Annotated in this window: 25 protein-coding genes; 17 read left to right on the top strand and 8 right to left on the bottom strand. The window is 58.7% G+C overall.

The genetic code is table 11. From position 1 onward, the window contains the following. Position 1: 1 nt before the first annotated feature. Both ACP15N_RS18135 and ACP15N_RS18140 read right to left on the bottom strand, forming a co-directional pair. The gene (locus ACP15N_RS18135) at positions 2-256 is read right to left on the bottom strand and encodes a WGR domain-containing protein (protein WP_425093754.1); all 255 of its coding nucleotides are present in this window, start codon (positions 254-256) and stop codon (positions 2-4) included. Next, complete coding sequence (locus tag ACP15N_RS18140; RefSeq protein ID WP_425093755.1) at positions 246-1,064, bottom strand: WYL domain-containing protein; 819 nt, start codon at positions 1,062-1,064, stop codon at positions 246-248. The genes ACP15N_RS18135 and ACP15N_RS18140 overlap by 11 nt, the downstream gene beginning before the upstream one ends. A gap of 71 nt (positions 1,065-1,135) precedes the next feature. Here ACP15N_RS18140 and ACP15N_RS18145 point away from each other — a divergent pair, with 71 nt between their 5' ends. Further along, positions 1,136-2,272, top strand: coding sequence for an exonuclease SbcCD subunit D (locus tag ACP15N_RS18145; protein ID WP_425093756.1), 1,137 nt, complete (start codon positions 1,136-1,138; stop codon positions 2,270-2,272). Next, the gene (locus ACP15N_RS18150; RefSeq protein ID WP_425093758.1) at positions 2,269-5,349 is read left to right on the top strand and encodes an AAA family ATPase; all 3,081 of its coding nucleotides are present in this window, start codon (positions 2,269-2,271) and stop codon (positions 5,347-5,349) included. The genes ACP15N_RS18145 and ACP15N_RS18150 overlap by 4 nt, the downstream gene beginning before the upstream one ends. A gap of 532 nt (positions 5,350-5,881) precedes the next feature. On the opposite strand, the gene ACP15N_RS18155 is transcribed toward ACP15N_RS18150, so the two are convergent. Continuing rightward, positions 5,882-6,586, bottom strand: coding sequence for an RES family NAD+ phosphorylase (locus ACP15N_RS18155; RefSeq protein WP_425093759.1), 705 nt, complete (start codon positions 6,584-6,586; stop codon positions 5,882-5,884). Continuing rightward, on the bottom strand, positions 6,583-6,999 hold the full coding sequence (locus tag ACP15N_RS18160; RefSeq protein WP_425093760.1) for an antitoxin Xre-like helix-turn-helix domain-containing protein: 417 nt from the start codon (positions 6,997-6,999) through the stop codon (positions 6,583-6,585). Before ACP15N_RS18160 ends, ACP15N_RS18155 begins: the two co-directional genes overlap by 4 nt. 393 nt (positions 7,000-7,392) lie before the next feature. Here ACP15N_RS18160 and ACP15N_RS18165 point away from each other — a divergent pair, with 393 nt between their 5' ends. Then, on the top strand, positions 7,393-7,746 hold the full coding sequence (locus ACP15N_RS18165; RefSeq protein ID WP_425093761.1) for a hypothetical protein: 354 nt from the start codon (positions 7,393-7,395) through the stop codon (positions 7,744-7,746). A 6-nt stretch (positions 7,747-7,752) separates the two neighbouring features. Here ACP15N_RS18165 and ACP15N_RS18170 read toward each other — a convergent pair whose 3' ends face one another. Continuing rightward, positions 7,753-8,049, bottom strand: a complete 297-nt coding sequence (locus ACP15N_RS18170; RefSeq protein ID WP_425093762.1) for a hypothetical protein — start codon at positions 8,047-8,049, stop codon at positions 7,753-7,755. Positions 8,050-8,626: 577 nt separating this feature from the next. Here ACP15N_RS18170 and ACP15N_RS18175 point away from each other — a divergent pair. From ACP15N_RS18175 to ACP15N_RS18240, 14 genes are all read left to right on the top strand, one after another. Next, on the top strand, positions 8,627-9,244 hold the full coding sequence (locus ACP15N_RS18175) for a lytic transglycosylase domain-containing protein (protein ID WP_425093763.1): 618 nt from the start codon (positions 8,627-8,629) through the stop codon (positions 9,242-9,244). Beyond that, complete coding sequence (locus ACP15N_RS18180) at positions 9,241-9,531, top strand: TrbC/VirB2 family protein (protein WP_424968402.1); 291 nt, start codon at positions 9,241-9,243, stop codon at positions 9,529-9,531. Before ACP15N_RS18175 ends, ACP15N_RS18180 begins: the two co-directional genes overlap by 4 nt. A gap of 11 nt (positions 9,532-9,542) precedes the next feature. Next, complete coding sequence (locus tag ACP15N_RS18185; protein ID WP_299882694.1) at positions 9,543-9,824, top strand: type IV secretion system protein VirB3; 282 nt, start codon at positions 9,543-9,545, stop codon at positions 9,822-9,824. Next, the gene (locus ACP15N_RS18190) at positions 9,814-12,177 is read left to right on the top strand and encodes a type IV secretion system protein B4 (protein ID WP_424968403.1); all 2,364 of its coding nucleotides are present in this window, start codon (positions 9,814-9,816) and stop codon (positions 12,175-12,177) included. The genes ACP15N_RS18185 and ACP15N_RS18190 overlap by 11 nt, the downstream gene beginning before the upstream one ends. After that, positions 12,174-12,344: a hypothetical protein gene (locus ACP15N_RS18195; RefSeq protein WP_424968404.1), complete on the top strand. Its 171-nt coding sequence runs from the start codon at positions 12,174-12,176 to the stop codon at positions 12,342-12,344. The genes ACP15N_RS18190 and ACP15N_RS18195 overlap by 4 nt, the downstream gene beginning before the upstream one ends. 65 nt (positions 12,345-12,409) lie before the next feature. Next, a complete protein-coding gene (locus tag ACP15N_RS18200) occupies positions 12,410-13,489 on the top strand; it encodes a lytic transglycosylase domain-containing protein (protein WP_424968405.1) in 1,080 nt (359 codons plus the stop codon). Continuing rightward, the gene (locus tag ACP15N_RS18205; protein ID WP_424968406.1) at positions 13,486-14,319 is read left to right on the top strand and encodes a type IV secretion system protein; all 834 of its coding nucleotides are present in this window, start codon (positions 13,486-13,488) and stop codon (positions 14,317-14,319) included. The genes ACP15N_RS18200 and ACP15N_RS18205 overlap by 4 nt, the downstream gene beginning before the upstream one ends. Positions 14,320-14,332: 13 nt before the next feature. Continuing rightward, on the top strand, positions 14,333-14,989 hold the full coding sequence (locus ACP15N_RS18210) for a virB8 family protein (RefSeq protein WP_425093764.1): 657 nt from the start codon (positions 14,333-14,335) through the stop codon (positions 14,987-14,989). Positions 14,990-14,991: 2 nt separating this feature from the next. Then, entirely contained in the window at positions 14,992-15,690 is a 699-nt protein-coding gene (locus ACP15N_RS18215; protein WP_425093765.1) for a TrbG/VirB9 family P-type conjugative transfer protein, read from the top strand. After that, positions 15,687-17,048: a TrbI/VirB10 family protein gene (locus ACP15N_RS18220; protein WP_425093766.1), complete on the top strand. Its 1,362-nt coding sequence runs from the start codon at positions 15,687-15,689 to the stop codon at positions 17,046-17,048. The genes ACP15N_RS18215 and ACP15N_RS18220 overlap by 4 nt, the downstream gene beginning before the upstream one ends. Further along, positions 17,048-18,031 carry an ATPase, T2SS/T4P/T4SS family gene (locus ACP15N_RS18225; RefSeq protein WP_425093767.1) on the top strand — a complete coding sequence of 328 codons (984 nt, stop codon included), beginning with the start codon at positions 17,048-17,050 and terminating at the stop codon, positions 18,029-18,031. Before ACP15N_RS18220 ends, ACP15N_RS18225 begins: the two co-directional genes overlap by 1 nt. Further along, positions 18,028-18,234, top strand: coding sequence for a hypothetical protein (locus ACP15N_RS18230; RefSeq protein WP_425093768.1), 207 nt, complete (start codon positions 18,028-18,030; stop codon positions 18,232-18,234). Before ACP15N_RS18225 ends, ACP15N_RS18230 begins: the two co-directional genes overlap by 4 nt. Next, entirely contained in the window at positions 18,231-18,635 is a 405-nt protein-coding gene (locus tag ACP15N_RS18235; protein WP_424968412.1) for a hypothetical protein, read from the top strand. Before ACP15N_RS18230 ends, ACP15N_RS18235 begins: the two co-directional genes overlap by 4 nt. Positions 18,636-18,644: 9 nt before the next feature. Next, positions 18,645-19,742: a type IV secretion system protein gene (locus ACP15N_RS18240; protein WP_424968413.1), complete on the top strand. Its 1,098-nt coding sequence runs from the start codon at positions 18,645-18,647 to the stop codon at positions 19,740-19,742. A gap of 8 nt (positions 19,743-19,750) precedes the next feature. On the opposite strand, the gene ACP15N_RS18245 is transcribed toward ACP15N_RS18240, so the two are convergent. From ACP15N_RS18245 to ACP15N_RS18255, 3 genes are read right to left on the bottom strand one after another with little or no spacing between them, the layout of a single operon-like run. After that, positions 19,751-21,991: a type IV secretory system conjugative DNA transfer family protein gene (locus ACP15N_RS18245; protein WP_425093769.1), complete on the bottom strand. Its 2,241-nt coding sequence runs from the start codon at positions 21,989-21,991 to the stop codon at positions 19,751-19,753. Next, complete coding sequence (locus ACP15N_RS18250) at positions 21,984-24,248, bottom strand: relaxase/mobilization nuclease domain-containing protein (RefSeq protein ID WP_425093770.1); 2,265 nt, start codon at positions 24,246-24,248, stop codon at positions 21,984-21,986. Before ACP15N_RS18250 ends, ACP15N_RS18245 begins: the two co-directional genes overlap by 8 nt. Further along, positions 24,235-24,810 carry a ribbon-helix-helix domain-containing protein gene (locus tag ACP15N_RS18255; RefSeq protein WP_425093771.1) on the bottom strand — a complete coding sequence of 192 codons (576 nt, stop codon included), beginning with the start codon at positions 24,808-24,810 and terminating at the stop codon, positions 24,235-24,237. The genes ACP15N_RS18250 and ACP15N_RS18255 overlap by 14 nt, the downstream gene beginning before the upstream one ends. Between the last annotated feature and the right edge of the window lie 348 nt (positions 24,811-25,158).

Raw genomic sequence — 25,158 nt, forward strand, 5'->3', positions numbered from 1 at the left:
TTCAGCCCCCCTGGCTCTCTGACGCAGGCAGTTTGATCAGGTAGCCGCGCGCCAGCTTCTGTTTGACTAAGTCAGAAAGGGCAGTCTCAGCCTCGGTTTGTGTCCGGTACCAATCGTGGCAATGCCGCCCCCAAGTACCAAAGCGGCCCCACTGTCGGTGGACGCCGTGTTGGCCAAACAGGTCTTTGGTCAGCCCCACGGAATAGAACCGGTTCATGTTGAGGGAGGGGTCTATGCGGCGCATATCAATTTGCATCAATCTCCTCCTCGGTCATTGGAATATAGTCGATAGAGACCCGTTCTAGACGAGGCTCTTTTTGCTCAAGACCCCATCGGCGTTTCGTGTAGAACTCAAGTGCTTTCCGGGTTCTTGACTCAAGCACGTCTGAAGTGAACCCAAATTCAATGCGGACCACGCGTTGCTGCGCCTCAGTCAATTTTGAATGCGGTTTGAGTTTCAGGATGGCCCAGGTGAACCAATCGTCATCTCGGGGTACCGCACCAGCCGGCTTGGTTTTTGCGAACGACTGATCAGGGTCAATGCGAGCAGGATGGAAGTCACGAAAACCATTACGTTCAAAACACCAGGCTCGTACGTGAAGCCTAACGCCATCAGAAGCGAAGCGAACAGGTGCAATCCAGCGCGTCATCGGTTCTGGATCTCGCATCGATTGATAAACGATCCTTGTTGCCTCTTTCGCCCTGAAGGCACGGTAGAGCGGCCGTAAGACGCGCAGGTCCTGAGTGCGTTGCAAATCTGGCAGTCTATCGAATGCTGGAGATGGAGTGCCGACTAAGAGTTGCTCCAGCTCCATCGAAGACGACTTACCAGTGAGCCGTTCAAAGCTGTGATCGGCAAGGTATTGGCGCGACGAGGCATCATAGTGCAGTGCGTCTTCCGGCGCTTCGGCGAGGTAAGTCCGAAAATCGAGAGCGGCCTGTGCATTAGAAATACCAAAACGCTTGATCAAGGAAGCACGAGTTGCTGCACCGTCCCAGAAAAACAGTCTGTCGAGGTATTCTAGGCGCGCACGCTGGGCATGTTTGAGGTCTTCAAAGGGCATGCGACAAGGATACCTTGACTCTTCACCACTGTCCATATAGTTTTTACATGTGTAATAATTGACGGTGCGACATGAGAATACTTCATACTGCAGATCTGCACCTGGGGCGTCAGTTCATGGGGCTGAGCCTTGAGGAGGATCATGAAGTCGTCCTAGGCCAGATTCTCGAGACGCTCTTGGTCGAACGGGTCGATGTTCTTGTGATCGCTGGGGACGTTTTTGATCGTGGCTCACCGCCCAACTCATCCATCCGGCAGTTCAACCACTTCCTCAAGCGCGTGGCAGACGAGACCGAAGCCGCCGTAGTGATGATTTCGGGAAACCACGATTCCGGTGACCGGATCGAGGCAATGTCTGTCTTCTCCACCGCGTCGAGAGTGCTGGTGCGCGGAATCGCCGACGCGGTGGAGACTCCGCTTGTGCTGAGTGACGAGCATGGCGAGATCGCCTTTTCCGCGCTGCCCTTTTCCTATGAATATGCCGCGCGGGAAGTGTTCGGGGATGAGGGTATCAGCACGCCAGCAGATGTCATCGCAGCCCAAATCTCCGCAGCGAGGGCTCAGGTGCCTGAAGGAGCGCGTTGGGTCGTAGTGGCTCATGCCTTCGTTGCAGGCGGCGCGGTCGGTGAAACCGAGCGCGCCCTGACACGGGTCGGCGGGATCGAAACTGTGCCCTCTGATGTCTTCGACGGGGCGGATTATGTGGCACTGGGGCATTTGCACAAGCCGCAGGAAGTAAGCGCGAGCCATATTCGGTATTCCGGCGCACCGCTCGCCTTCGGTTTCGATGAAGCGGGAAGTGAAAAATCCATGACTGTCGTCGATCTCAAAGCTGAAGGAGTCGAGATCAGTACCGTAGCTTTCCGTCCAATCCGGCAAGTACGTTCGCTGACCGGGGCATTCTCGGATCTTCTGGCAGGAACGCCGTCTGAAGACTTTATCCAGGCGATTCTTACAGACGAGAACCCTCTGATAGATCCGATGAAGCGGTTGCGTGCGACCTACCCCAATGCCTGTCATCTGGCCTACGACCGACAGGGTCGCGCCCCAGAGACCAAAATGCTTAGCGGTGAGCGGTTCGCGGTGACGCCGATCGAGATGGTCGGCGACTTCATGAAGATTGTACGCGGCCGGGAACCAAGTGCTGCCGAAGTCGAGATTGTCGCGAACAAGCTCCACGCCTCAGTCTCCGGGGAGGAACAGACATGAGACCCATTCGCCTATCGCTTCAGGCCTTTGGGCCGTTCGCGACAACCGAGGTGGTAGATTTCCGCTCCGCGCTGGAGACAGGGCTGTTTGGAATCTACGGCCAGACAGGGGCTGGGAAGTCGACGTTGTTCTCGGCGATGTCTTTCGCGCTTTTCGGGGCGCCAACCAAGACCGATCAGGAGCCACGTTCGCTGCGTTCGGATCACTCTGCGCCCGATCTACCCACTGAAGTCGAATTTGTTTTTGAGTTGGGTGCCAAGACCTACCTGATCCGTCGTCGTCCGGCGCAAGAGCGCCCGAAAGCGCGAGGCGAAGGGACAACAGATGACGCAGCGGAAGCCTCCCTATTCGACGTAACGGGGATCCCGGTGGATACGATTGGCCCGAGCCAATCCGGTAGCGTAATTGAAGAAAAGAAGGTCTCGGTAGTTGGGAGAGAGGTCGAGGCTCTGCTTGGCTACGGAGCGGATCAGTTTCGGCAGATCGTACTCCTACCTCAAGGCAAGTTCGAAACGTTCCTTACCGCAAAAACCGATGCGCGGGTCGACATATTACGAGATCTCTTCGACGTGAAGATCTATCGCAATCTCGCGGCTCGGCTGAAGGAAGAAGCCTCGGAGGCAGAGCGAGCGTTACGCGACCAACGTGCACTCTATGTAGCGCGGCTTGAGGAACGCGGCTTCGAGAGCGCTGAGGCACTGGAGCTAGGAATTTCTGCAGCGGAAGCCAAGGTCGAGGAAATACAGCGAGATCAGCAGAACACAGAGGCAGTTAACGAAGCCGCGCGCAAGACGCTGACCGAAGGCGAACAGATCGAGAAGGCTTTTGCTGCCGTCGACACTGCGCAGCAGGCGCTTGACGACCTTGAAGCGAATAATGATGAGGTTGATGCCCTGGCTAGGCGCGTAGAGGCTGTCAGCAATGCCTTGAAAGCCCGTGATCTTGAGACGGCTTGGCACAATGCGGAGCAAGACGCACGACTTGCGGTGGATGCCGTTTCCAACGCTGAAGCGGAGCTCAGTACCGCCAATGGGGCGAAGGAAGATGCCGCGCAAAAAATGGTCGAGGCGCAGTCTGACGGGGAGCGACGGAAGCAGGTTCAGGCCGACCTGACGAAGTTGGAGGCCATTGAGAAACAGGTCGAGCAGGCTTCAGAGTTACAGAATACATTTGATAAGGCTGTGACGGACGAAGCCTCAGCAAAGAAGGCGTTGACTGAGGCCATAGAGGCCCGCGAAAGGCTCCAGTCTCAGCGTGATGCGACCGATATGGTGCTTGAACAGGCGCGAAAGACCGGAGCGTTGCGAGGCAAGCTGAACGGTGAGATCGCCGAGGTCAACCGGGAACGGGTGAAGGCAGCGGCGTATGCAAAGGCGCAGGGAGCAGTTGCCGATGCCGCACGAAAGGTCGAAGCGGCAACGAGCGAACTGAACAAGAGAGCCCATGCGGCAAAGGCCGCCGAGGAAACCTTGAGCGATGCCGAGGTACGGCTTTCGCGCACGCAGGCGATCATTCTAGCCGAAAAGTTGACTGAAGGAGCGCCATGCCCTGTCTGCGGTTCCCACGATCATCCTGCGCCGGCTCATGGCACGCCCGAGCAATCTGGTTTGACCGAAGCGTTTCGCAAAGCACAGTCTGAAGCGAGAACTGCAGCCGAAGCCCGGGTGCGGGCGGAAACCGAACTTGGCAATTGCCGAACGTGGCTGGATGAAAAAAAGCAGACGCTGGACGAACAGGAACGACCCGAGCGCACGATGGCGGAACTCGAAGCTGAAATCGTACGGCTTGAAGGCGATATCGTCGCGCTTGGAGAAGCAGTCGATCTAGACTTGATGGCGGAGCAGTTGGCCGAACTGAAGCGGAAAGTGACCGAGGCAGAAACTGCTGAGGCTACAGCGCGCACCGCTGCGGGCCAGGCCGGGACCGCTCTTGCCGGCGCGCGCGCCAAGCTGGATGCAGTGATCGAGGCCCTGCCGGAAGGTCTGCGCACGCCCGGGGCGGTTGTCGCTCGACGGGAGGCATTGCAGAGAGAGCAAAAGCAACTGTCCGAGGCGCTGGAAATGGCGATGCAGCAGGACCGAGCCGCCAGTGAAGCGCTAACCCGTGCGCAAGAGCAACTTGACGCAGCGAAGCGGGCGCACGGCGCGCAGATGCAGCGCGCAAAAAAGGCGCAGGGTGATTTTGCCGCTCGGCTTTCCGAGGTCGGGCTGGACAAAGCAGGATATGATGCTTGCAAGGCACATTTCCTGACTCTCGACGCCGACCGCAAGAAGGTAACCGATCACCGCGATAGCTTGATCGCTGCTCGCACGACATTGCAGAACGCCACAGCCGCTTGCGCAGATCGTGAACGCCCGGACCTTTCCCCGCTTCAGCTGGCGTTGGCAGAAGCCACTCAGAACTTGAACGCGGCCAACGCTGCACTGGCCACGGCGAGAACGGATGTATCGTCACTGACCGAATTCAAGAAATCGCTTGCCGCGGCCATGGCCGAAACCGAGCGGCTTGAAACCGAGACCGGTCCGCTCCGGGGGCTGGCTGACCTGGCCAACGGCAAGAACGATTTCAACATGACACTCGAGACCTTCGCGATCGGTGCAATGTTCGACCAGGTTCTCGAGGCGGCAAATATGAGGCTCGGCCCTATGACGCGTGGTCGCTACCGGCTGACGCGTGGGCTCGAGGCATCTGGCGGTCGCGGCAAGCGTGGGCTCGAAATCGAAGTCTTCGACATCAACACCGGCAAGGCGCGCGCGACAGCCACGCTGTCAGGTGGCGAGACCTTTATCGCGGCACTGGCCCTTGCGCTTGGACTAGCCGATGTGGTCGAGAGCCTTTCGGGCAAGGTCCGGATGGACACAATCTTTATCGACGAAGGCTTCGGTAGCCTCGACACCGAGAATGGGGCGGGCACGCTGGATCAAGTGATCCAAGTACTTGCTGCGCTGACAGAGGGCAGCCGGGCCGTGGGCCTGATCTCACACGTTGGGCTGGTGCAGGAGGCTATTCCGCAAGGCTTCTACGTGCGCTCGACCCCAAGCGGCAGCCGGGTCGAGGAAAGAAGGGGACTAGGATGACGGAAAGGTGGTACTTTCGAAAGGCTCATATTCGGCGACTATCGACGGGGCGTATGATCTCTGTCCGTGGCGGTTGGGTGCTACGAGGCAGCCAAGGACGTAGCAAGGGCACATCATTCAAGCGAGCTTGTCCAATCTGCGGTGCTCCGATCCTGAGCATCGGTATGCCAAGAGGTGGGTGGGTCCACTTCGAGGGAGGCAAAGGCCTCACCCGGGTTAAACATCCATGTCTACATCTCGGCGAAGGTTTGAGCGGGCGGCGTGATGAAAATACGCCTGATCTTTTCGGCTTGCCATGATCGGGTCGTGAGGATTTTAGAAACCCGACCTGCTTTCCGAATGAATCTGTCCCTGTGATTCAGCTTCACAAACCATGCAAATGAGTAACAGCAGAACATATCAGAACTCGTCTGCTAATTCCCAGGGTCTGCGCGACCCCAATGTTGAATGACTGCTTTTGCGAAAATGACTGACGTTATCTGCACATGCAGCGAATGACCGCTTTCCGCCCGGCCCGCCAAAGACGAGGCCACTATGCGCGTGTGATTTCGGGAGTGGCCTCTCCTCTCCAAGTGAAGGTCCAGGTGTCGCCTTGGCGGACGTTCTGAACCAGATGTGGGCGGAACGCGACGAGGCAGCGTCCTACGTCACGGCGCGTCGAAGGATAGAGTAACCCATTGCCGCCTGAACCCAGCACGTCCTGCGCAAGCGATTGGCCGATCGGATAGGCGATCCGAGGTTCTAGGCTGAGGACCTCCTCCCCTGCCCTGTCCGTCAGATCGTGCAACCGCGTGGTGAAACCAGCCAGCAGCTCGCGATAGGCCGTAGTGTTCTCGAAGACACCCGTTGCTTCCAACTCTCGCGTCAGATGCCAGGACACTTCGGCTTGCGCTGTGAGGGTCGCATCCTCGCCATAGCTTGCATACCAGGCCCCGCGTTCCGGGCCGTTGAACCGGCTGCCTGTCGCCCGTGTGTAGCAAAACGCGGCATTGATGTAGGTCCATCCATACCCGGCCGCCGCGGTCAACAACTCGGCTGGGTCAAGCCCGCCCGGGACGGGAAGCGTGACCGTCCGACGCGCTGACGTCAGCCCTTCGATCTCTTCAAGGATCGCAAGATCCTCCTCATCGTCGGCTAGCGGCGCCATGGCCGGTTCGTCGATATAGGCCGTGGAGATCAGGCGGATTGTCGTCGGGTCGGTGAAGTCGACTCGATCAAGGTCTTCGGCTCGGATCACACGCCGCCCCGGAGCGCATCGATATGCTGCCTGACCTTCACCATCGCCGGAATGCCGCCATCGCACATGACCTGAACTGGCGTCCTCCCATTAAACCCGGGGCCGGTGTTCGCGGTTTTTGGCCAGCCATAAGTCAACGGACCATTGAACAAGAGCCGGAGCCCTTTGAAGAGACCGATCAGAAGGCTCGCCCGTGTGACTTTGTCCTGATCCAGCACACCTTTGTAGGTGCCGGCCTTCATCCTGCTCCACGTCGCACTCGGGACATCAAAGAGTGCCGCCGCTTCGGCATTCGACAAACCCCATGCGTCGGCTGCGCGGACGACAGCCTTGACGATTGCCGCAATCTTTTCAGCCTCGGCAACAGGTTGCACTGTGCCATCTTCGGGAGCGAACTGAACTGGTTCCAACATGGGACTTCTCCATATGATGCGATATAAGTAGTCATATGAGGTACAATAGTCAAGGAATGGTTGGAGGTGAGTTCGTTAGCGTTTCAAACTCTGGCCAGCGATATCCGACAAGAGACAGACGTCTGCACCAACTGAGTATAGCGCACTCTTACTCCCCTCTCGAGGTGACGATCGCTGTCATCACTTGATGCAAGACTACAAGATCGACACCTCGATTGACGCGCATCAACACGTCCCGAATGCCCATATGTATTGGATTCCCAGCAACATGATGCTTAATGCTATCAGCGGAATCGCGCCGATATCATAACATCGTCGCTGCTCGGCTGAGACGTGACTTGGGGCGGCTGACCTTTTCAAGACGAAGGGGTAGAGGCTGGCAAGGGGGAAGGAATGACGTTTGATCTGGGGAAGACCGCACCAAATGTGGTCACCGAAGGTCGTTTGCGAAGCCTGATGGCGGAGGGGTTCAATGCAGAAGTCATCTGCACAGCGTCCGCCACCCGAAAAGCCGCAGTCTGGTACGGGAAGTGGGTCATTCGCGGCGTGAGCCAGGACGGCTCGTCGGAACGCTTGCTCGTTCTCTCAAGAGCCTCGGCTGACAAGGACGAGGTCCAAATCCGCGAATTCAAGACCGCCAACGGTTTGATCTCATTCCTCTCTGATCTTGGATGCAGTCACGCCAACATCCCTCTCAAGGAAGGCGGACGGTCAACACATACCCTGCAGCCTGGCGACGCAGATTGACGCCGCTCAATGGTCCTTGGATACGCTCTCGAGAAAGCGGCCGTATTCCTGGCTGACCTCTTGGGCTTCGGTAAAGGCGCGAGTTCTTTCTTGATCAAGGCACAGGAAGTATCGCTGGATTTCAGCGATGTAGGTTTCGAAATCCTTCTGGATGATATCCGCGAATTCGCGGGCTTGTGCCGGATCGCTCGGAACAAACGGCCGTGGTGGCGCAAGGCAGGTCATCGCATGCGCCTGATATCCGCAGAAAACCGCTGATACTATAACGATGAAAAGAACCGCTGATGGATTGACCGCAGCCATCGATCTCTCTTTCGCGCTTAGAAACAATGGATTAGACCGTCATCCGACGCCAAATCAGCCTAATTTCAATATTATATTGCTGTCAATATTATAATCTCATATCGTAAGCACATCCGTCACCAGGGCCCGGCCTGCAAACCAAGAGGTACGTCCGCAGACATGGGGTCTCAGTCAAGTGAAGGTGCTCCGAATGTGGTTACAGAAACTCTGTTCAAGACCCTCATTGAGAGTGCATGCAGCGCAGAGGTCGTCTGCGTCCAAACAGCCGAGAAAAAGTCGTCGGTCTGGTATGGCGCCTGGATCATTCGTGTCGTTGATCCGGCGCGAAACTTCGAAAAACTCCTTGTCCCTGCGCGACACCAAACGGCCCACGGTCCTGAGATCGTTCCAAGAACCTTCAAGACCGCCAACGGCCTCATCTCCTTTCTTGGGAGCCTTGGCTTCACGCATATTACAATCCCGCTTTACGAAGGCGGGCGCGCATCGCACACGCTTCCATCTGACACCGCGTCTGACCCGTCGTATCGTTAGTGTCTTCGCAATCTGCGTGATACCTGCAGCCGTGCAAGGGGAAGGGATGGTTCTCGTCATGCAGGGCGACGGCTCGCTTCGGGCCTCAACGTCGCAAAGCAACTTCGCACGAAACTACAACGACGGGATCGGCCAAGGATCGGCAAGCCAGGAGCTGGCGATCCTTGGAGACGAAGAGGAGGCATCCGCCGATGGCTTCAGAACCGGCGGTGTCAGCCGGAGGGCTCTTGCCCCGACCCCGGAAATCCTTTCAGCGATCGACGACACCGCGCTCCGCTATGCCGCCCACCCCGGCCTGAGGCGCGCAGGCATCACCGTCACTGAGTGGCGGCTGGTCTTCCGTTCCAATATCGAGATCGAAAGCGCCTACAACCCGGCCGCCCGTAGCCGTGTCGGAGCCGTTGGTCTCGGTCAACTAATGCCGGACACAGCGCGCGCGCTTGGCGTCGATCCCCATGACTGGCGCGAGAACCTCGACGGCTCCGCCCGGTATCTGGCGCAGATGATGGCCGAGTTCGGCGATGTTCGCCTCGCCCTCGCCGCCTACAACGCCGGGCCCGAAGCCGTGGCCCGCCACGAGGGCATCCCACCCTACCGAGAAACGCAAAACCACGTCAGTCGTGTGCTGGCCGTGTTCAACAGGCTTGAAGGAGAGACCTCGTGAAACCAAACCCGAACGCCACCCTGGCCATGGCAACGCTCCTGTTTGCCATGGCCTCCCCTGCCCTGGCGCAGAGCATCGACCTGTCACCTATCCAGACCCTTCTCCAAGGGATTGTCGACGCCATCACTGGCCCACTTGGCATCGTGATTGGCACCCTTGCCCTGATTGGTGTCTTCCTCTCCTGGCTCTTCGGCATTCTCGATTTCCGCCAGGCACTGTGGGTCCTTGTTGCCATCGCGGGCATCGCCGCTGCGCCGACCATCGTCGCTGCAATCTGGACAACCTGAGGATCACCAAGATGGCAGCGGAACAGTCCCCCCTCTTCACAGGGCTCGTGCGTCCCCCCAAATTGATCGGATTGCCGATCATGTACGCCATGGTCTGGCTGTTCGGGTCCGTTTTGCTGTTCCTGTGGATCCAGCATTGGGCCGTTGCCATTGCGGCAGCGGCGGCCTATCCGGCCCTTTGGAAAGCGGCGGATTGGGACCCCAATTTCCTAGACGTGGTGGCCACCACTCTGCAGGAAACCCCACCGACCGCGAACCGTCGAATACACGGGGGCGACAGCTATGCCCCGTGACGACGTCCAAGCGCAGGACACGCTTCTTCCGGCATGGACCGGCAGGGAAAGACAACTGGCCCATATGCTGCCCTATGTGAGCCTGGTCGACGGCCAGACAGTTCGAACGCGCGGCAATGAACTCTTCCAGTGCCTTCGACTGAAGGGCGTCAACAGCAATACGACAGATGATGTGTACCTCGACAAAACACGGGCGCTTTTTGCGCAGATCATCGCCCAGATCGGTCCGGATTTCGGGTTCTATGTGCACAAGGTCTCGAAGGGGATTGAACACCACCTGCGGCCAATTGAAGGCGATGATTTCGCTGCGGCTGTAGATACCGAGTGGCGCAGATTTCTGGATCAACGTGGCCTTCGGGACAAAACGCTGACGTTGACCGTGGTGCATCGCCCTGCCCTCGTGTCACGTCTGCCCTTTTCGACGCGCAAATCCGTCTCGCTCCTGGCGACCCAGACGGAGAAACGCTTGCGCCGCCTGGGCGAAGTTGTCGGCTTCCTGAAATCAACCTTCGCGGATATGTCCCCGCGCCTCCTCAAGGCAAGCACGGGTGAGCTTCTGGGCTTTCTTGGAGGCCTGAACACGGGCCAGGAACTGCCCCTCTTCCTGTCCTCCAAATTTGGCTTTGTGGCGCATGACGTTGCCAACTGCCGGGTCACCTTCAAGGGCGCAAGCTTTGTCGTTTCCGATGGCGCGGTGGGGACGCGTTACGGGACCACATTCGCCATCAAGACCTATCCTCCGAAGACCGCCTGCACGATGTTCGATGACCTGAACCTGCCGGTGGATATGGTCGTCACCCATTCGTTCACGCCCATCAATTCGAACATCATGGGATCGCGGATCAAGCGCCAACGTCGGCTGATGCGCGCCGCCGATGACGGCGCAATCTCATTGGAAGCCCAACTCGCCGACGCACTCGACGATCTGGAATCCAAACGCCTCAGCTTTGGCGATCACCACATGACTGTCACTGTCTTCGGTGACACACCGGAAGAGCTCAGCGCCATTGCCGGGGAAGTGCGCAACATCGGGGCGTCCGAAGGTGTCAATCTGATCACCGAAGCATTCGCGGCAAAGACCCATTTCTTCGCGCAACACCCCGGAAACACTGCTGCCCGGAGCCGCAAGGCGGCAATCACCAACCGGAACTTTGCCGACCTCGCTGCCTTTCATCGCACCCAACTCGGAAAGACCAACGATCAGGTCCCCTGGGGCCAAACAATCACGATGTTCCCCACACCGGAGCAATCCGCCTATCGCTTCAGCTATCATGAACAAGGCGCCCCGACCGCAGAGCCAACTGGCGGGCACACACTGATCCTCGGTCGTCCCGGATCAGGCAAGTCAGTCCTGTCTGCCTTCCTGCTCACGCAGGCGCGCCGCATCGGGGTGCGTGTCTTTGTTTTCGATTATCGCCAGGGCATGGAGATGGCTGTCCGGGCAAACGGTGGCCGCTTTTCGGCTGTGAAGGCGGGCGAGCCGACAGGCCTCAATCCTCTTCGCACCGAGATTGATGAGCGCGGTCAGGCCTGGTTGTCCGATTGGCTGGCGGCCTTGATCCATCGCGAAGACAAGCCTCTGTCACCAGCCCAGGCAAACCGGATTCAGGAAGTGGTCCGCCAGAACGCAACCGCGGCCCATGACGACCTCCGGAACTGGTCTGATCTCGCATCGCTCTTTGGATCGACGGATGACAATGGCGACCTGCATGAGCGGTTTCTGGAATGGACAGAAACCGGGCGATACGGCTGGATCTTCGGACAGACCCAGAAGGATACGTTTTCGCTCGAGGGTGAAATCGTCGGCTTCGATCTCACCGGTATCCTCGACAGCGAAAGCGAGAAGGAGCGCATGGCCGTTCTGTCCTACCTTTTTCGGCGGGTCGAACGGAAAATCGAGGATCGCAAACCCACAATCATCGTCATCGACGAAGCCTGGAAGGCGCTGGACAATCCTTATTTTGCCGAGCGATTGTCCAACTGGCTGGTCACCGCTCGAAAACAGAACGCGGTTGTCGTGATGATGACCCAATATGCCAGCCAGCTGGAACAGACGCGGACCGGCAAAACCATCATCGAAGCCGTTCCGACACAAATCCTGCTGCCCAATATTCGGGCCAATGCGTCCGACTACGCGATGCTCAATCTCAACGACAAACAGCTCGATGTCCTGCTGAACACCGGGAGCAACTCACGTCTTGGGTTGGTGCGGGATGATCAGGGCTCCGTTGTCGTCGACACCGATCTCAGCGCTCTGGGTCCCCTGCTTACAATCCTCGGTGGGATGGAAAAGGGCGAACAACTGGTTGGCACGGACTACCGAACACGTCCCGACTTCTGGAGGCTGCCATGAGATTTCACGTTCCCTTCTTGATCCTGATCTCAGCCCTCGCGGGATGCGAGCAGTACAGACCGTCCGAGGCCAACTGCTTCAGCTTCGTGGCGCGAGGGCCCGCCGAGAAGAACTGCAACTTTGAGCCCTTGGGCGATGCCGATCGCAGCACGGGGTGGCGCGAGTGATCTCCAGATGCGCGGCATATCTTTGCACTATCTGCATCTGCTGGGGAACAGTGCAAGCTCAAGGTGTGCCAACCGTGGATGCCGGCTTGGCGGTGCGCAACCAGGCGGCAAATGCGCATCGCGAACGTGATCTCGCCGTTCAACGCGAAAAGCTCACCGTTAAAGAGCAGATCGCTGAGATCGAACGCGAGCAGCTAAGGGTGCTCCAGCAGATCCTCGACGCGCAAACGAGCTTTGACGGCCAGGGCATTCCGGGCACCATCGACGCGCTCGAGGTCGGCGGAACGCCAGAGCAATCTGCAGATTTTCTATACGGCGCAGATGATCCCAATCCAGGTGCTGATCAGATGTTTGGCGATGCTGCACTCAATATTGAGCAGCTCATAATTCGCGTCGCACAGGAGACCCACGGTCTTGGGGGCGTCGGCCGCGCGGGACTGAGCGTCCGCCAATGGCGTGCCCTGCTGCAGGCTCTGATCTGGCAGGAAAGCCGGTTCACCATCGGCGCACGTTCACCGGTCGGTGCATTCGGTCTGACACAAATCATGCCCGGCACCGCCGGCGATCTCGGCATCTATCCGGAATACTATGACAACCCCTACCTGCAGGTGCATGGCGGCGCGCGGTATCTCGCGGCACAATTGGCGCGTTTTGACGGCAACATCATCTATGCGCTTGCCGCCTACAATGCGGGTCCGGGGCGGGTCATCGAATACAGCGGTGTGCCGCCATTCACGGAAACCCGGCACTACGTCACCGTCATCCCGCAAAAATACAACGCCTATCTTGCCCGCATGGGCGGCGCTGAAGCCCTTGGCACCATCGATCCGGCTTTGCTCGCAAATTCGAACCTATCCCTGACGAGCGCAGGTGCTGCGACCTACGGCAATCACTCGATGGCCTCCATTCAAGCCGCCGCCATGCGGATTGCCAGCATCGTCGAGCGCATCAGTGAAACGTCGGACCTGCAAGAGTCGATGGCGTTGAACGCCTACGCGCGCGCTGAACTTGTTCGGCTCATCGCCGCACGCACACGCCTGCAGGCGACCCGAACACGACCCTTGAGCGCGGCCGAGATCGCCATGGCCTCAGCGCAGCTTGAGGAACAGCAGTTCATGGATTTCACACTGGAGGACTTGGAATGACACATCGCACTTTCAGTTGGGCGCGACGCCGTCTTTGCCTGACCGCCTTGGGTCTGGTGATGGCAACGGCCCCTGCCCCTTTCCTCATTGCACCGGCGGTCGCCCAAGGCGTGCCGACGGTCGATACTCAAAACATCGCGCAGGAGATCCAGCAACTCCGGCAGATGATCGAAGACGAGGTCCTGCAGAACGAACAACTCGTCCAGCTGCGTGAGCAATTCGCCACGCTTCAGGAGCAACTCGCCCAGCTTCAAGACACCTATGCTGCGCTGACGGGGCTGATGGAGCTTCCCACTGTCATCCGCACCGAGATGGAGGACGAACTGAACGGGCTTCTTGATCAGGAGTTCGGCGACATCCTGGCGACAATTGATGCTATTCGCGAAGGCGACTTTTCCCGGCTCGCGGGCAACAGCGCAAGCCGGATCGAAACGCAAATTACCCGTGTCCTGGCCGAGGCCGGGTTTGACGAAGACACGCTGCGCGAGATGGCGACAGGCGGCAATGACGGGGCAAGTCGCACCGCGACGCGCGCCACAACCGGCGCTGTCATGTCCGCCGCGGCCCAGACCTCCTATGAGGAGGCGGGCCAGTCTCTGCAACGGGTGGATCGCCTCGTTGGCATGATCGGCGACATGGAAGAGCTGAAAGACAGTGTTGATCTCAACACGCGCGTCACGGCGGAACTGGCAATCGCGCTGGTCGCGATGTGGCAACTCGAAGCTGTGCAAACGATCGGGACCGGACAAACCGGCGTCATCGACGCAGCCACCATCGCCGAGGAACAACGTTACATGGATTTCACTCTGCCCGAGCTTGAAGCCAGATAGGAGACGCTGGCCGGTGACGCGCGAAGCCGAAATTGTCGAAGAAGAACTGATCTACGGGGCACGCCGCCGCGAGCAGCTATGGCAGCGACTTGCATTCGCTGGTCTGATCTTCGGTGTTTTGGGCTGTCTGTCGACCGCAGCTGTCTCAATCCTCGACGTCGATCCGGCTCCCGTTGTCGTACCCTATGACCCCGAGACCGGTCTGGCGCTTCCCAATGCCTCAGTGGGCGCAGTCTCAGTCACAGAAAACCAGGCCATCATCGAGAGTGCAGTGTTTCGATACGTGACCGACCGCGAAACATACAATCAACTCGACAACGATGTCCGCGTGCGCAGCATTCTCGAGCGTTCCGATGGGGCAGCCGAGACCTCAATGCGCAACATCTGGAACAGTGCAAACACCGACGCCTATCCGCCCAAGGTCTATGGAACCAATGCCCGCCTCGATGTCGAGGTTCTCAGCATCAACCGGATCGGAAGCAATCGCGCGACGGTTCGCTTGCGGAAGCGTCTGACCTCACCTCAGGGGATCCAGGCCGGTCTCTTTACGGCCACCTTGCTCTACGAGTTCCGTCCCGAGGAACGCCGGTCCATCGACGATGTCTGGACCAACCCCTTCGGCTTCACCGTCACGGAGTATGCCATTCGCTCCGACAGGTTGGAGAATTGACCATGCGCTTGATCCTCCCGGCTCTTCTGTCTGTTTCGGTATCGGTTGCGGCAAACACCGCTTTTGCCGAGGCCATTCCAAGATCAGGGCCGAATGACAGCCGCGTCCGTGTGGCAACGTACCAGGATGGGCAGGTCTATCGGCTCAAAGTCAGCCTGACACATGTGACGACGGTTGAGTTCGGACAGGGCGAAACCATCCGCTCAATTATCGCTGGCGACACCGAAGGTTTTCAACTCGATGGAGTACCCGGCGGACGGGCTTTTGCAGTGAAACCCAATGCCCGAGGTGTTCACACCAACATCACCGTCTATACCAATCGACGCAGCTACTACTTCAATGTGACCGAGAGCTCGTCACCCACATTCTACGTGGTCCAGTTTCGGTATCCCGACGAAAACCGGCGACCCACAAACGCAGTTGCGCAGCGCGCTCCGAACTACAACTACGCCGCCAGCGATCGGACGAATTTCACACCGTCTTCGGTGTGGGATGACGGCACTTTCACCTTCTTCCGATTTCCCCGCAATGCGCCCGTTCCCGCGATCTTCCAGCACAACAATGGCCGCGAGCGAACCGTCAACAGCACGCAAGTCGAGGACGGCGTTCTGCGGGTCTCCGGTGTTGGCCACGAATGGGTCCTCAGGCTGGGGGACGAGATCGTCTGCATTCAATCGACCAATGCGGGGGCATCGTCATGAGTGATATCGATGATCTCAGCAAACGCCTCGCCGCACTCGAAGGCGCGCAACCGTCCAAACCGCGGTCGAGGCCCTCTCTTCTGGTGGCACTTCTTGGTACGAGCGCGATCGCGGTTCTGGGCATGCTCGTTTACTCAGCTCTGCAGGAAACACCAGAAAACCCGCTCCCGACCGCGCAACCAGAAGAGTTTCAGATGACTGGGGATGGGTTTGGCGAAATCGAGCCCTTCGTGCCCCCCGCCCCGCCAGAACCCGAAGTCGTGGTTGTCGAGCCGGACCCAGAGCCGAATGCGGAGCTGCTCGACCAACTTGCAGCCCTTCGTGCGGAGATCGAAGCGCTGCAGAACGCACCGGAACCGGTTGTTGAAGAAGACACTGCGGCCGCGGACGCCATCAACGCACTGACCGCACAGATTGCCGCCCTGGAGGAAGCCTCACAACGAGCGCAGGACCAATTTGCAGAAGAACTGGCCGCGCGAGATCGGGAGCTTCAACAACTGCGGATGGACCTCGACCTCGCAAAACTGCAGACCCCCGCCCCCGCGCCCGGACCGTCAGAAGCAGATCTCTTGGAAGCCGAACGCCTGCGGTTACAACGAGAGGAAGAGGCAAGACGCTTGGCCGAGCTGCAACGTCGAAGGGACGAGGAAGCGGCGTTTCAGGAAGCGCGGATCAGGTCACCGACCATCGCGTTTGGCGGAAACAGCACCGGTGAAGGCGAACTCGCAGAACGGACCTTCGAAGACGTGACCGACTTCGTATTGAATGGCGCCCTACCCTCAACCGTCACCCAAGCCGAGGTCATCGCAAACCCCGCCAATACGATTGTGCAAGGCACGATGATCCAGGCCGCAATGGAGACGGCGATCTCGAGCGAACTCCCTGGGCAGGTCCGCGCGGTCATCACCGAGGACGTGCACTCCTATGATGGATCCCGCATCTTGATTGCGAGAGGATCGAAGCTGATCGGCCGATATCGTTCGGGTGCCGACATCGCACAAAGCCGCATCACGATCGCCTGGGATCGGATCATCCTGCCCACCAACCAAACAGTCACCATCAGCTCGTTTGGAGGCGATGAACTCGGGCGCGCTGGCGCTACAGGGTTTGTCGACACACGCTTCAAGGAGCGTTTCGGCTCGGCGGCCCTCATTTCGTTGATCACGGCTTTACCCGGCGCCGCCGCGGCGCAGGTCCAGGATGAAACGTCTGCCGAAATCCTCGAAGATGTGGGTGACGACTTCGCGGACAGCGCCGACAGTGTCATAGACGACTACCTCTCCATAGGTCCGGTAATCTACGTCGAACAGGGTGCAAGGATCACTGTGATGGTGGACCGTGATCTGGAGATCTTCTGATGTCGGGCGCCTACCTCCAGGCCTCGCTCGACAAGCTCCCCGATGCTTCTCGCGAGGACGTCATCGAGATTTGCATCAATCCCGACGGTTCTGTCTGGGGCGAATTCCAGGGCGACAGGTTCATGTCGCCATTGGAAAGCAGCCTGACGCCGACCGAGATCAAGGACATCGGAACCCAGATTGCATCGGCCTCAAACTCGACGATCAGCAAAGACAAGCCCATCGTATCCGTGAGCATCAAGTACCGCGACCGCCCGGTGCGCGCGCAAGTCATCATGCCACCGGCAGTCAGCGAAGGCATGTCGATCTCGCTGCGGTTTTTCACCTCCCTGCCCCTGCACGACGTGGAGCTGAAATTCCTTTTTGGTGCCGAGCGCAGCCTCGAGACAGACAGGTTGAACAGAAACCGGGAACTTAGAGATGTCGTCAAAGGCGGCGATATCTACGCCGCGATCCGCTTCTGCGTGGCACACAAGCTGAACATGATCGTCTCAGGCGGAACATCGACCGGCAAGACGGTAGCGGCGCGTAAGATCCTGTCTTTCGTCGCACCAGAAGAACGCATCATCACAATCGAGGAAGCCGCTGAACTGATCCCTGCGCAACCAAATGTCGTGACCCTGCTGGCCAGCAGGGAAGAGAGAACACGCAGCGCTGACATGTTGCTGACATCGACTTTGCGCATGCGCCCGGATCGCATCGTTCTGGGCGAGGTCAGAGGCTCCGAAGCAATGACCTTCCTTGAAGCGATCAACACCGGCCACGGCGGATCCATGACCACGTTGCACGCCGAAACTCCCCAGTTGGCAATTCAACGCCTAGCGATCGCTGCTCTCAAGACTGAAGTGCCGATGACCCATACCGACATGGTACAATACATCGAAAGCTCAATTGACGTGATCATCCATGCCGCGCGCCATGCAGGCGACCGCGGGATCACGGAATTCTATTTGCCCGGACAGACGGGAGGAAACGCAACATGAAGACCTATGAACACGAAGTCCTGACTTACGATCTTTCGGAGCAAGGTATGACAGCTCAAATGAAGACTGAACTTGCAGAATGGGGGCATGCCGGCTTTGAAGTCGTATCTGTAGTCAACTCGGACAACTACCGAAGTGTCGTTACAGTGTTCCTCAAACGCTCAAAAGACGATGAGAGCGACAAGCCTGGACAAGCGGCATGAGGTGGGTTGTCCCAGTCATTCTTGGTTTAGCTGCCACGGTACTGGACGCGATCTCTCAACAAGCGTTGGCAAACGAAAGCGAAACCTTCCCTTTTTGCCAGGATCGCCCGGAAGAACCACCGATAATCTCCGACATGGGCCCCAAAGACGCGCATCGGGCATACTTGCTCCAGCGAATGTATCGCGCTCATTCCTTCGAATTGATCGCGTCAAGAAATGACTGTTCATGCGACAACAGGTTTCCTGGCTGGGAAGCTGTGCTTGTTGAATACCGGGAGCGGTTTGCCCGGCTTGAAGATCGCCATGATGTATACGAAGCGACCGAGCAATACGAAGCCGCGATCAGGACCAACCGGACGCTCGCCAGAGAACTTTGCGTCGCTCAAGGGCATTGGAACTGAGGTCGCAGTATGTCGGTCGTTACATACTTCGTTGAAACAGCTGAGAGTTTCTTGGAAACTGCTGCCGAAACGCAGTTTGGCGCCGTCGCCGCCACTACCGGCACAATTATCCAGGTAGCTGCGACTATCGTCGTAATTTTTGTTCTGTTGAACGCCGCGTTTCAGTACCGATCAGTAGACGGTCGAAGCGCCTTCTGGTTAGCCATCAAAATCGTCCTTGTAGGCGTGTTTGCGACCAACTGGGCTCAATTCAATTCGCTTTCCTCCGCTGTTCTGAGCGGGATCGACAGCATAGCAGGTTCATTGGTCGCCTCGGTGGGAGGCGGTACACCGGGACCCTCGGGGACCTTTGCCGAAGAATTTGACCGATTGATTGCCAGCTTAGGTGACTATCTCAACTCCGCAGGAGCAGAACTGAATTGGATGGCAGGCGCGTTGATGGACACTATAGGAGTTGTTCTTCTTTCGCTGCTTGGCGGACTTGCTGCCTTCATTATCGTTGCGTCACGGTTAATGATCGCTCTGTTGATCGGAATCGCTCCGATCATGATCTTCCTCACGCTTTTCGACGTTACAAAAGACTACTTCGCTCGATGGCTGTCGGCCTTGGTATCGTTTTCGCTATACCCAATCGTCGTGGCCGGAGTGTTTGCTACGATTACAGGTGTATCGCGCGCGCTGCTTGTTGAGCTGGGAGATCCCGAAGGCGCAACCAACATCGGCGCCCTAATTCCATTCTTCATGATGGTGCTGATGGCAAAGGGATTTATCATTGCGACACCCTTCATTGTCAGAGCGATATCCGGCAACATCGTGATGCCAGCTTTGACATCAGGGCTAGGTGGGACCTACGCGTTTAGCCGTGCCGCAATGGGTAGCCAGCAAGCATACAATCGGTTCTTGGTGGGTACAGCCACTGCTCCAGAATATGCCGCAATGCGCTCTCGGCAGTTCCTAGGCTTCCAGAATTTGCCAGCGCGCGGCTCCATGGTCCCAGCCAACAATTCTGTCCCCACAAACCCCAACCCACCATCGACAGGGACAGCGGCTCGGATGGAAGCTCAGAAAGCCCGTGCTCAGCGTTTGGCGGATGCAAAGAAGTGTTAGAACGGGCTTCACACCTTGTGTGTGAGCGCCCGTTCTCTGAATTCGGTCTCGATATCCTCACCATCCCGTACACGATGCTCCGTGATTTCGTCGATGTCGACGCCATCCTCCATGCCCTCGCTCAGGGGAGAGGAATCTTCATCACCGTCTGAATCGGTCTTTGCATAGGCCTCAGCCACAATTTCTTTGCCCGACGCTGCGCCCCCACCCTGCCCTGCCGGGTCCTCCGCACCAATTTCCGCAAGTGCAGAGATCGTCGATTGTACGGCAGCTTTGGCGTCTGCTTCGTCACCGGCGATCATGTCCGTCAGCTTGAAACTTTGCTGTTCGGTAAGATCAAGCTCAGCCTGATCTGCGATCAAACCAACCTCCCGAAGCGCCTTCGCACTCTTCTTCCGCCTACTGGTGGCAAGCGTCGTGCCTGTGGACGCCGTGGATTGTGCGGCCGCGATGGTTGTCTCAACCAGCTTTGACGGTGCTTTGCGGGCAGACCGCGCTTTTACGACTTCCGGTATGGCCTCAACGTCTTCCGCGAGGGTCGCGTCCATTTCCATCTGCCCAGCCTCGATTGCATCGTCTCGAAGTTCTTCTGCAGGAGTCTCTTCCGGGAACGGCAGCTCGCCCGACTGCGCCTTATGGATGGCCTTGAAGAACGGGTCGTCGAAGTACCGAATGCGCTTCGCCCGTACCGGCATCTGGGCATCCACGACCATCACGATGTCATCGAGCGACATGCGCCGGGCTTCGTCCTTGGGCAAGAGCGATGTCTCTTCCGTGCGCTCGGACATGCTGCGACCCTCGAACGGATTGCGGCCGATGGAGCGTGAGCGGGTAACTACCCGTTTGGTGGTCATGCCGACCGCGCCACTAAGTTCCTCGACGGTCTTTTCATCGGACGGTGTGAGATAGAGCTTGATCCCGGCATTCCCCTGCAACGCGCGGCGGGTGTTCTCCCCGTAGATTTCATCGAGCGCCGGGATGGTCTGGGTCACGATCGCCAGGTGACCGCGATAGGACCGCAATGTCTCGATGCTTTCGACAACGATCGGCATTTTCCCGAGCCGATTAAACTCATCGAGCATGATCATCACCGGCCAAGGCTCGTCTGGACCCGGCTCCCGATCCTGCAAAGACGCAATCAGATCGGAGAAGAACAAACGGATCAGCGCCGCCATCGGGCGCACCATGTTCGGGGCCACGACCAGGTAGACCGAGAACGGCTTCTTGCGAATGGTCCGGAAGTCGAAATCCGACGTGGAGGTCGCGGCATCGATGGCCGGGTTGCTCCACTGATCGAGGCCGGAGGTCATCAGGAGCGAGATATAGGAGGTCAGCGTGTCATTGTTCGTTGAGGCCATCCGCTCAAAGATCAGCTTGGCCGCCGTGTTCTGCACCTCGTCACGCCGCTTCATGAACTCCTTGCGCTTGTCCCCACCGGACGCCGTGATGCGGTAGATTTCGCCGAGTGTGGGGCGCTTACGCTCGAATGCGAGCAGGCCCGCCGCAACAAAGAGATCGATCCCGCCTTTGAGCAGGCCGGACGTTCGGTCGTTGTCCGTCTGCAGAAAGAGCGTTGCGAGGAGCTGCAGCTCCATCTGCTGCTGGTTGGGATCGCGGAGGCCGGCGATCCGCAGGAGCGGGTTGTAGCGATGCGACCGGCGGTCGTTCCAGTCCGTGGGGGCGAAACGATAGACATCATCCCCCTCTGCCGCCCGGTGTCGGGCCGTCGCCTCGAAATTCTCGCCCTTCACGTCGAGAACAACAGCGCTGCCGCGGAATGTCAGCAGGTTCGGGATCACGAAGCCGGTCGTCTTCCCGCGCCCAGTCGGGGCCACGCAAAGCACATGAGGATAAACGCGCGAAGACAGATACCGGCCTCGCCGCCTGGGCGAGGTCATTTTGCCGAGGATGAACCCGCTCCCCGGCGCCGTGAAAAAGCCGTTGCGCTTCAACTCCCCAGCCCGCTGCCAATGGGTCTTGCCGAACTTCGTCAATGCGGTACCGGATAGGACCGCGCTCAGGAGCATGCCCGCAAAGGCCGTACCGCCAATGATCAGATTGGCCAGCTGAAAATCATCAGGACGGACCTGACGGAGGCTCAGGTAATTCCTGGCGAGCCAGAGAAAATCGATCTCCGCGCGCAATCCTAGGTCGCGAAACGTCAGGAACGCACTCGCGAAGACATATCCAAACCCTGCGCTCAGCAAGGTCAGGAGAATAATGCCGAGCGCGATCCGACCCCTATCCATGGGTCTGCCCTTTCTCGGTGTGGCTTTGCAGGCTCTTCAGTCGCTGCGCGTCATATTCCTCTTCGGCAATCTCCGAGACGACCTCGCGCACGGCATCGCTGTTTGCGGTCGCCTCATCCGATTGCAGGTAGGCTTTCGCGGCGTAGAGCCGGTCCAGCCGGTTGTCGATCACCTCGTCGAGCGCATCGGCGTCGCCATCGCGCAATGCGGCGATCCTGTCATCGTCAAGAAGACGTGCCACTTCTGCGCGATAGGCCGCCCTGCCCTCTTCATCGGCAAAGGGCGGATTGATCTTATCTGCGCGTTCGTGCGCCAACACGCCCGCAAGGACGGAATTGTCCGGCAATCTGTGGGTGGCGTCTGCAACCGCGTCTTGATCGTCCGTTGTGACCTCTCCGCGCCTGACGGCAAATGTGGCCGCATAAGTTGCTCCGAGACCGCGCGCCAAATGTTCCGGCATGTCTGGATACCGTTCCCGCATATCGGCCGCCAAGGCCTCGTCGATCTGCAAGGGCCCATCGGACCGCGACAGGACGCGATCAATCTCGGAATCGATCCGGTCCGCCCGCTCCTCGTCAATGATGCGAACGTTGAACGGATTACGCGCATCGATCACATCGCTTGGCCGTGCCGGCAGATCAGGATGTCGCCGCAGAAAGGCTCGCTGCTCCATCTCGAGGCGGACCTCAACACGGATAGTGATTTCATCCGCGCGCTCGGCAATGTCTTTTTCGGAAAGCCCCTGCCCGCGCATGTCTTGCCGCATCGCGCGCGCAGCATCATCCACGCTTTCTGCATCGTAATGCATGTCTGGGGTACGGTCGTCTTCGATGACACCATCACGGCGCAGCACTTCCGCACGCTCCAGGGCTGTCCCGAGGGCGACATGCACCTTGTCGAGCTTGCCGACGGCGACCTTCAGGTCCTCGCTGCGCTCCAGATTGAGGTCCTGCGCCTCCGCGATTTTCTCAAGATCGTCAGCATACCATTCCCGTTCCAGAGCCGCCGTATCGGCCCCCTGCTCGATACGCGCCACAACCGTTTCCGAGGAAATCCCGGTCCCGCGTAAGGCAGTGTCAATCTGCGCCCTAGTGCGCCCTTCCCGCAGCTTCTCCAACAGGCCCGCGTTGATGTTGGCCTCAGAATAGATGCCAGTCTCGGTCGGTCGCTCTGTCAGCGTGCCTGAGCGCAATCCGAGCGGCTGCATATGTGCAACGGGTCTGAGGGCTGCCACCATCTGCTTTTGCAGCGCCGGGCGGTCAGCCTCTGGTGCCTCCCGGATCAGAGCTGCAACACGGTTCATCTCATCGGCGAAGCGACTGTTCAGATCGTCGAAACTCTGGTGCTGGCTCATATAGATGTCTCCGGTTTGCGGGAGTTTGCCCTGCCGCGCGAGAAGCGCACTGGCCTTCAGCAAGGCGTCTTCGATGTCTTCGCGATTTTCAGGCGTCGCCTCGGCAGCGAGAGATCGATACACTTGGGCATTGCCCGCGATCTCGCCGAGGGCGCGGTCAAGATCCTCTCCGACCCGTTCCCGCTGGCGAACGGCACGCCCCTCTTCTTTGGCGGCATAGACCTCGCGGGTGCGGGGCGGATAATGGGTTTCACCGCGGTCGACGCGCCGGGTCGCCTCAAGACGAATCCCGTACTTCTCCGCCTCCTCGACCATCGCAAGACGGAAGGCGTCGTAGTTGAAGTGATGATCTCGTCCGAGATAGAAGAACTCGCCTTCCTGCGACCGGCGATTGAGAACCACATGGGCATGTGGATGGTCACGGTCTTGGTGAACCGCGATCAGGTAGTCGAAATTGCGGTCCGCGTTCTGGAATAAGCGCTCGCAGACATCGCTGGCAATGTCGCGGACATGGGTCGCCTTGGTGCCGCGCGGAAACGACATCAAAAGATGGCTGGTGTGTCCGAGCTTGGGATAAAACCCCTCATCCCACCGGGAGGTGAACCGCTCGACCATGGAGGTGATCTCCTCACCCGTGAGCCGCGTCTTGCCATCATGGACGCCGCGACTGTCGACAATGTGGGAAGACTTCGTTGTCAGATAAGCCAGCTGGTTCTGAAGTTGGGCCTTGGTGTGTGTGCCGCCCGTGCGGATCGGTTTGAAGACCGCGGCGCGGTGCCCGTAGGCCGCACGCACCATCTGCGCCCGCCGTGTCCCCAGACCTTGCATCGACCCCCTGATGCGGCTCCAGCCCTCGCGGAAGATTTCGCCGGTGACGAGCGTGACGGCATCACTCTGGGACATCTGAGAAGTCCTTCAGCGCCCTGTGGGCTTCAAGCGTCACATGGCTCACCCGCCGTCGGGCGAGCGCATCGACCTGGTCCGCGAAATCGAGAACGAAACCGGACAGGAGCCGCAGCTGCGTGAGGCTGCGGTCGCCAAAGACCGGTGCGATGCCTTTGGCGCGCGCTTCGTTCAACCGCTTGGCAATCTGGGTGACGTTGTTGCCCACGCGATTGAGCGCCGCGCGAAACGACTTGAGCTCTTCGGCGAGGTGTGGGTCCGGTTGGAAGACGCCGTTTGCCGACTGGATGAGAAGGCGAACACCTGCCGACCGACTGGACACACCGTGCCGCGCGAGCACCTCGTCGAAGCCTTGCAACTCCTCTGGTGTGAGCGTGACACTGACCTGCTTTGTGCGAACGCGCGTGTCCCGACGTCGGTCTGTTTCAGTCCGAAGCGTGTAGTAGACGGTGCGCTCGCTGACCCCGAACTGCGCGGCCAGAGCCGCATGCGTCACACCCTTCAGGCGTTCCCGAACGATCTCCCGACGCTCTTCGGGGGTCAATCTGCGCCGTGACGTCATACTGCAAATACACTCCCTATTTCCTGCCAGTCTCATACAGGCCATCAGGAATGTCTGATATTATAGTATTGCAGTCAATACACGCTCTTTAGCGAAACATGGCAGGATGGCCTGTATTCCGTTTCAAGCCGAGCGCGCCCGCGTGAGGCTCTTCCATTTCGTCGCAATGGATTCACTTTCCCGGAACACAAGATTTGCAAAATCGTCCGCTGAGCGCCTCAAATGCCATTTGGCACCCCTACCCCACCAGAGAGCCTTCATCAGCCTGTAGCCCCTCTCTGGTGCCCGCTACGCGCCGCTTGAACCGAACTGACAAGATGGACCGGGCCATTTGAGCCACGATTCAGG

This window comes from Tropicimonas sp. S265A (assembly GCF_049800835.1).
Classification (GTDB): Bacteria; Pseudomonadota; Alphaproteobacteria; order Rhodobacterales; family Rhodobacteraceae; genus Dinoroseobacter.

Bases quoted from the DNA above. Each gene is read 5' to 3' on its own strand.
- ACP15N_RS18165 (WP_425093761.1), top strand. From the start codon at position 7,393: ATGACGTTTGATCTGGGGAAGACCGCACCAAATGTGGTCACCGAAGGT.
- ACP15N_RS18240 (WP_424968413.1), top strand. From the start codon at position 18,645: ATGTCGGTCGTTACATACTTCGTTGAAACAGCTGAGAGTTTCTTGGAA.
- ACP15N_RS18150 (WP_425093758.1), top strand. From the start codon at position 2,269: ATGAGACCCATTCGCCTATCGCTTCAGGCCTTTGGGCCGTTCGCGACA.
- ACP15N_RS18220 (WP_425093766.1), top strand. From the start codon at position 15,687: ATGAGTGATATCGATGATCTCAGCAAACGCCTCGCCGCACTCGAAGGC.
- ACP15N_RS18135 (WP_425093754.1), bottom strand. From the start codon at position 256: ATGCAAATTGATATGCGCCGCATAGACCCCTCCCTCAACATGAACCGG.
- ACP15N_RS18205 (WP_424968406.1), top strand. From the start codon at position 13,486: ATGACACATCGCACTTTCAGTTGGGCGCGACGCCGTCTTTGCCTGACC.
- ACP15N_RS18250 (WP_425093770.1), bottom strand. From the start codon at position 24,248: ATGTCCCAGAGTGATGCCGTCACGCTCGTCACCGGCGAAATCTTCCGC.
- ACP15N_RS18190 (WP_424968403.1), top strand. From the start codon at position 9,814: ATGCCCCGTGACGACGTCCAAGCGCAGGACACGCTTCTTCCGGCATGG.
- ACP15N_RS18160 (WP_425093760.1), bottom strand. From the start codon at position 6,999: ATGTTGGAACCAGTTCAGTTCGCTCCCGAAGATGGCACAGTGCAACCT.
- ACP15N_RS18140 (WP_425093755.1), bottom strand. From the start codon at position 1,064: ATGCCCTTTGAAGACCTCAAACATGCCCAGCGTGCGCGCCTAGAATAC.
- ACP15N_RS18175 (WP_425093763.1), top strand. From the start codon at position 8,627: ATGGTTCTCGTCATGCAGGGCGACGGCTCGCTTCGGGCCTCAACGTCG.
- ACP15N_RS18170 (WP_425093762.1), bottom strand. From the start codon at position 8,049: ATGGCTGCGGTCAATCCATCAGCGGTTCTTTTCATCGTTATAGTATCA.
- ACP15N_RS18245 (WP_425093769.1), bottom strand. From the start codon at position 21,991: ATGGATAGGGGTCGGATCGCGCTCGGCATTATTCTCCTGACCTTGCTG.
- ACP15N_RS18185 (WP_299882694.1), top strand. From the start codon at position 9,543: ATGGCAGCGGAACAGTCCCCCCTCTTCACAGGGCTCGTGCGTCCCCCC.
- ACP15N_RS18255 (WP_425093771.1), bottom strand. From the start codon at position 24,810: ATGACGTCACGGCGCAGATTGACCCCCGAAGAGCGTCGGGAGATCGTT.
- ACP15N_RS18195 (WP_424968404.1), top strand. From the start codon at position 12,174: ATGAGATTTCACGTTCCCTTCTTGATCCTGATCTCAGCCCTCGCGGGA.
- ACP15N_RS18230 (WP_425093768.1), top strand. From the start codon at position 18,028: ATGAAGACCTATGAACACGAAGTCCTGACTTACGATCTTTCGGAGCAA.
- ACP15N_RS18215 (WP_425093765.1), top strand. From the start codon at position 14,992: ATGCGCTTGATCCTCCCGGCTCTTCTGTCTGTTTCGGTATCGGTTGCG.
- ACP15N_RS18145 (WP_425093756.1), top strand. From the start codon at position 1,136: ATGAGAATACTTCATACTGCAGATCTGCACCTGGGGCGTCAGTTCATG.
- ACP15N_RS18225 (WP_425093767.1), top strand. From the start codon at position 17,048: ATGTCGGGCGCCTACCTCCAGGCCTCGCTCGACAAGCTCCCCGATGCT.
- ACP15N_RS18235 (WP_424968412.1), top strand. From the start codon at position 18,231: ATGAGGTGGGTTGTCCCAGTCATTCTTGGTTTAGCTGCCACGGTACTG.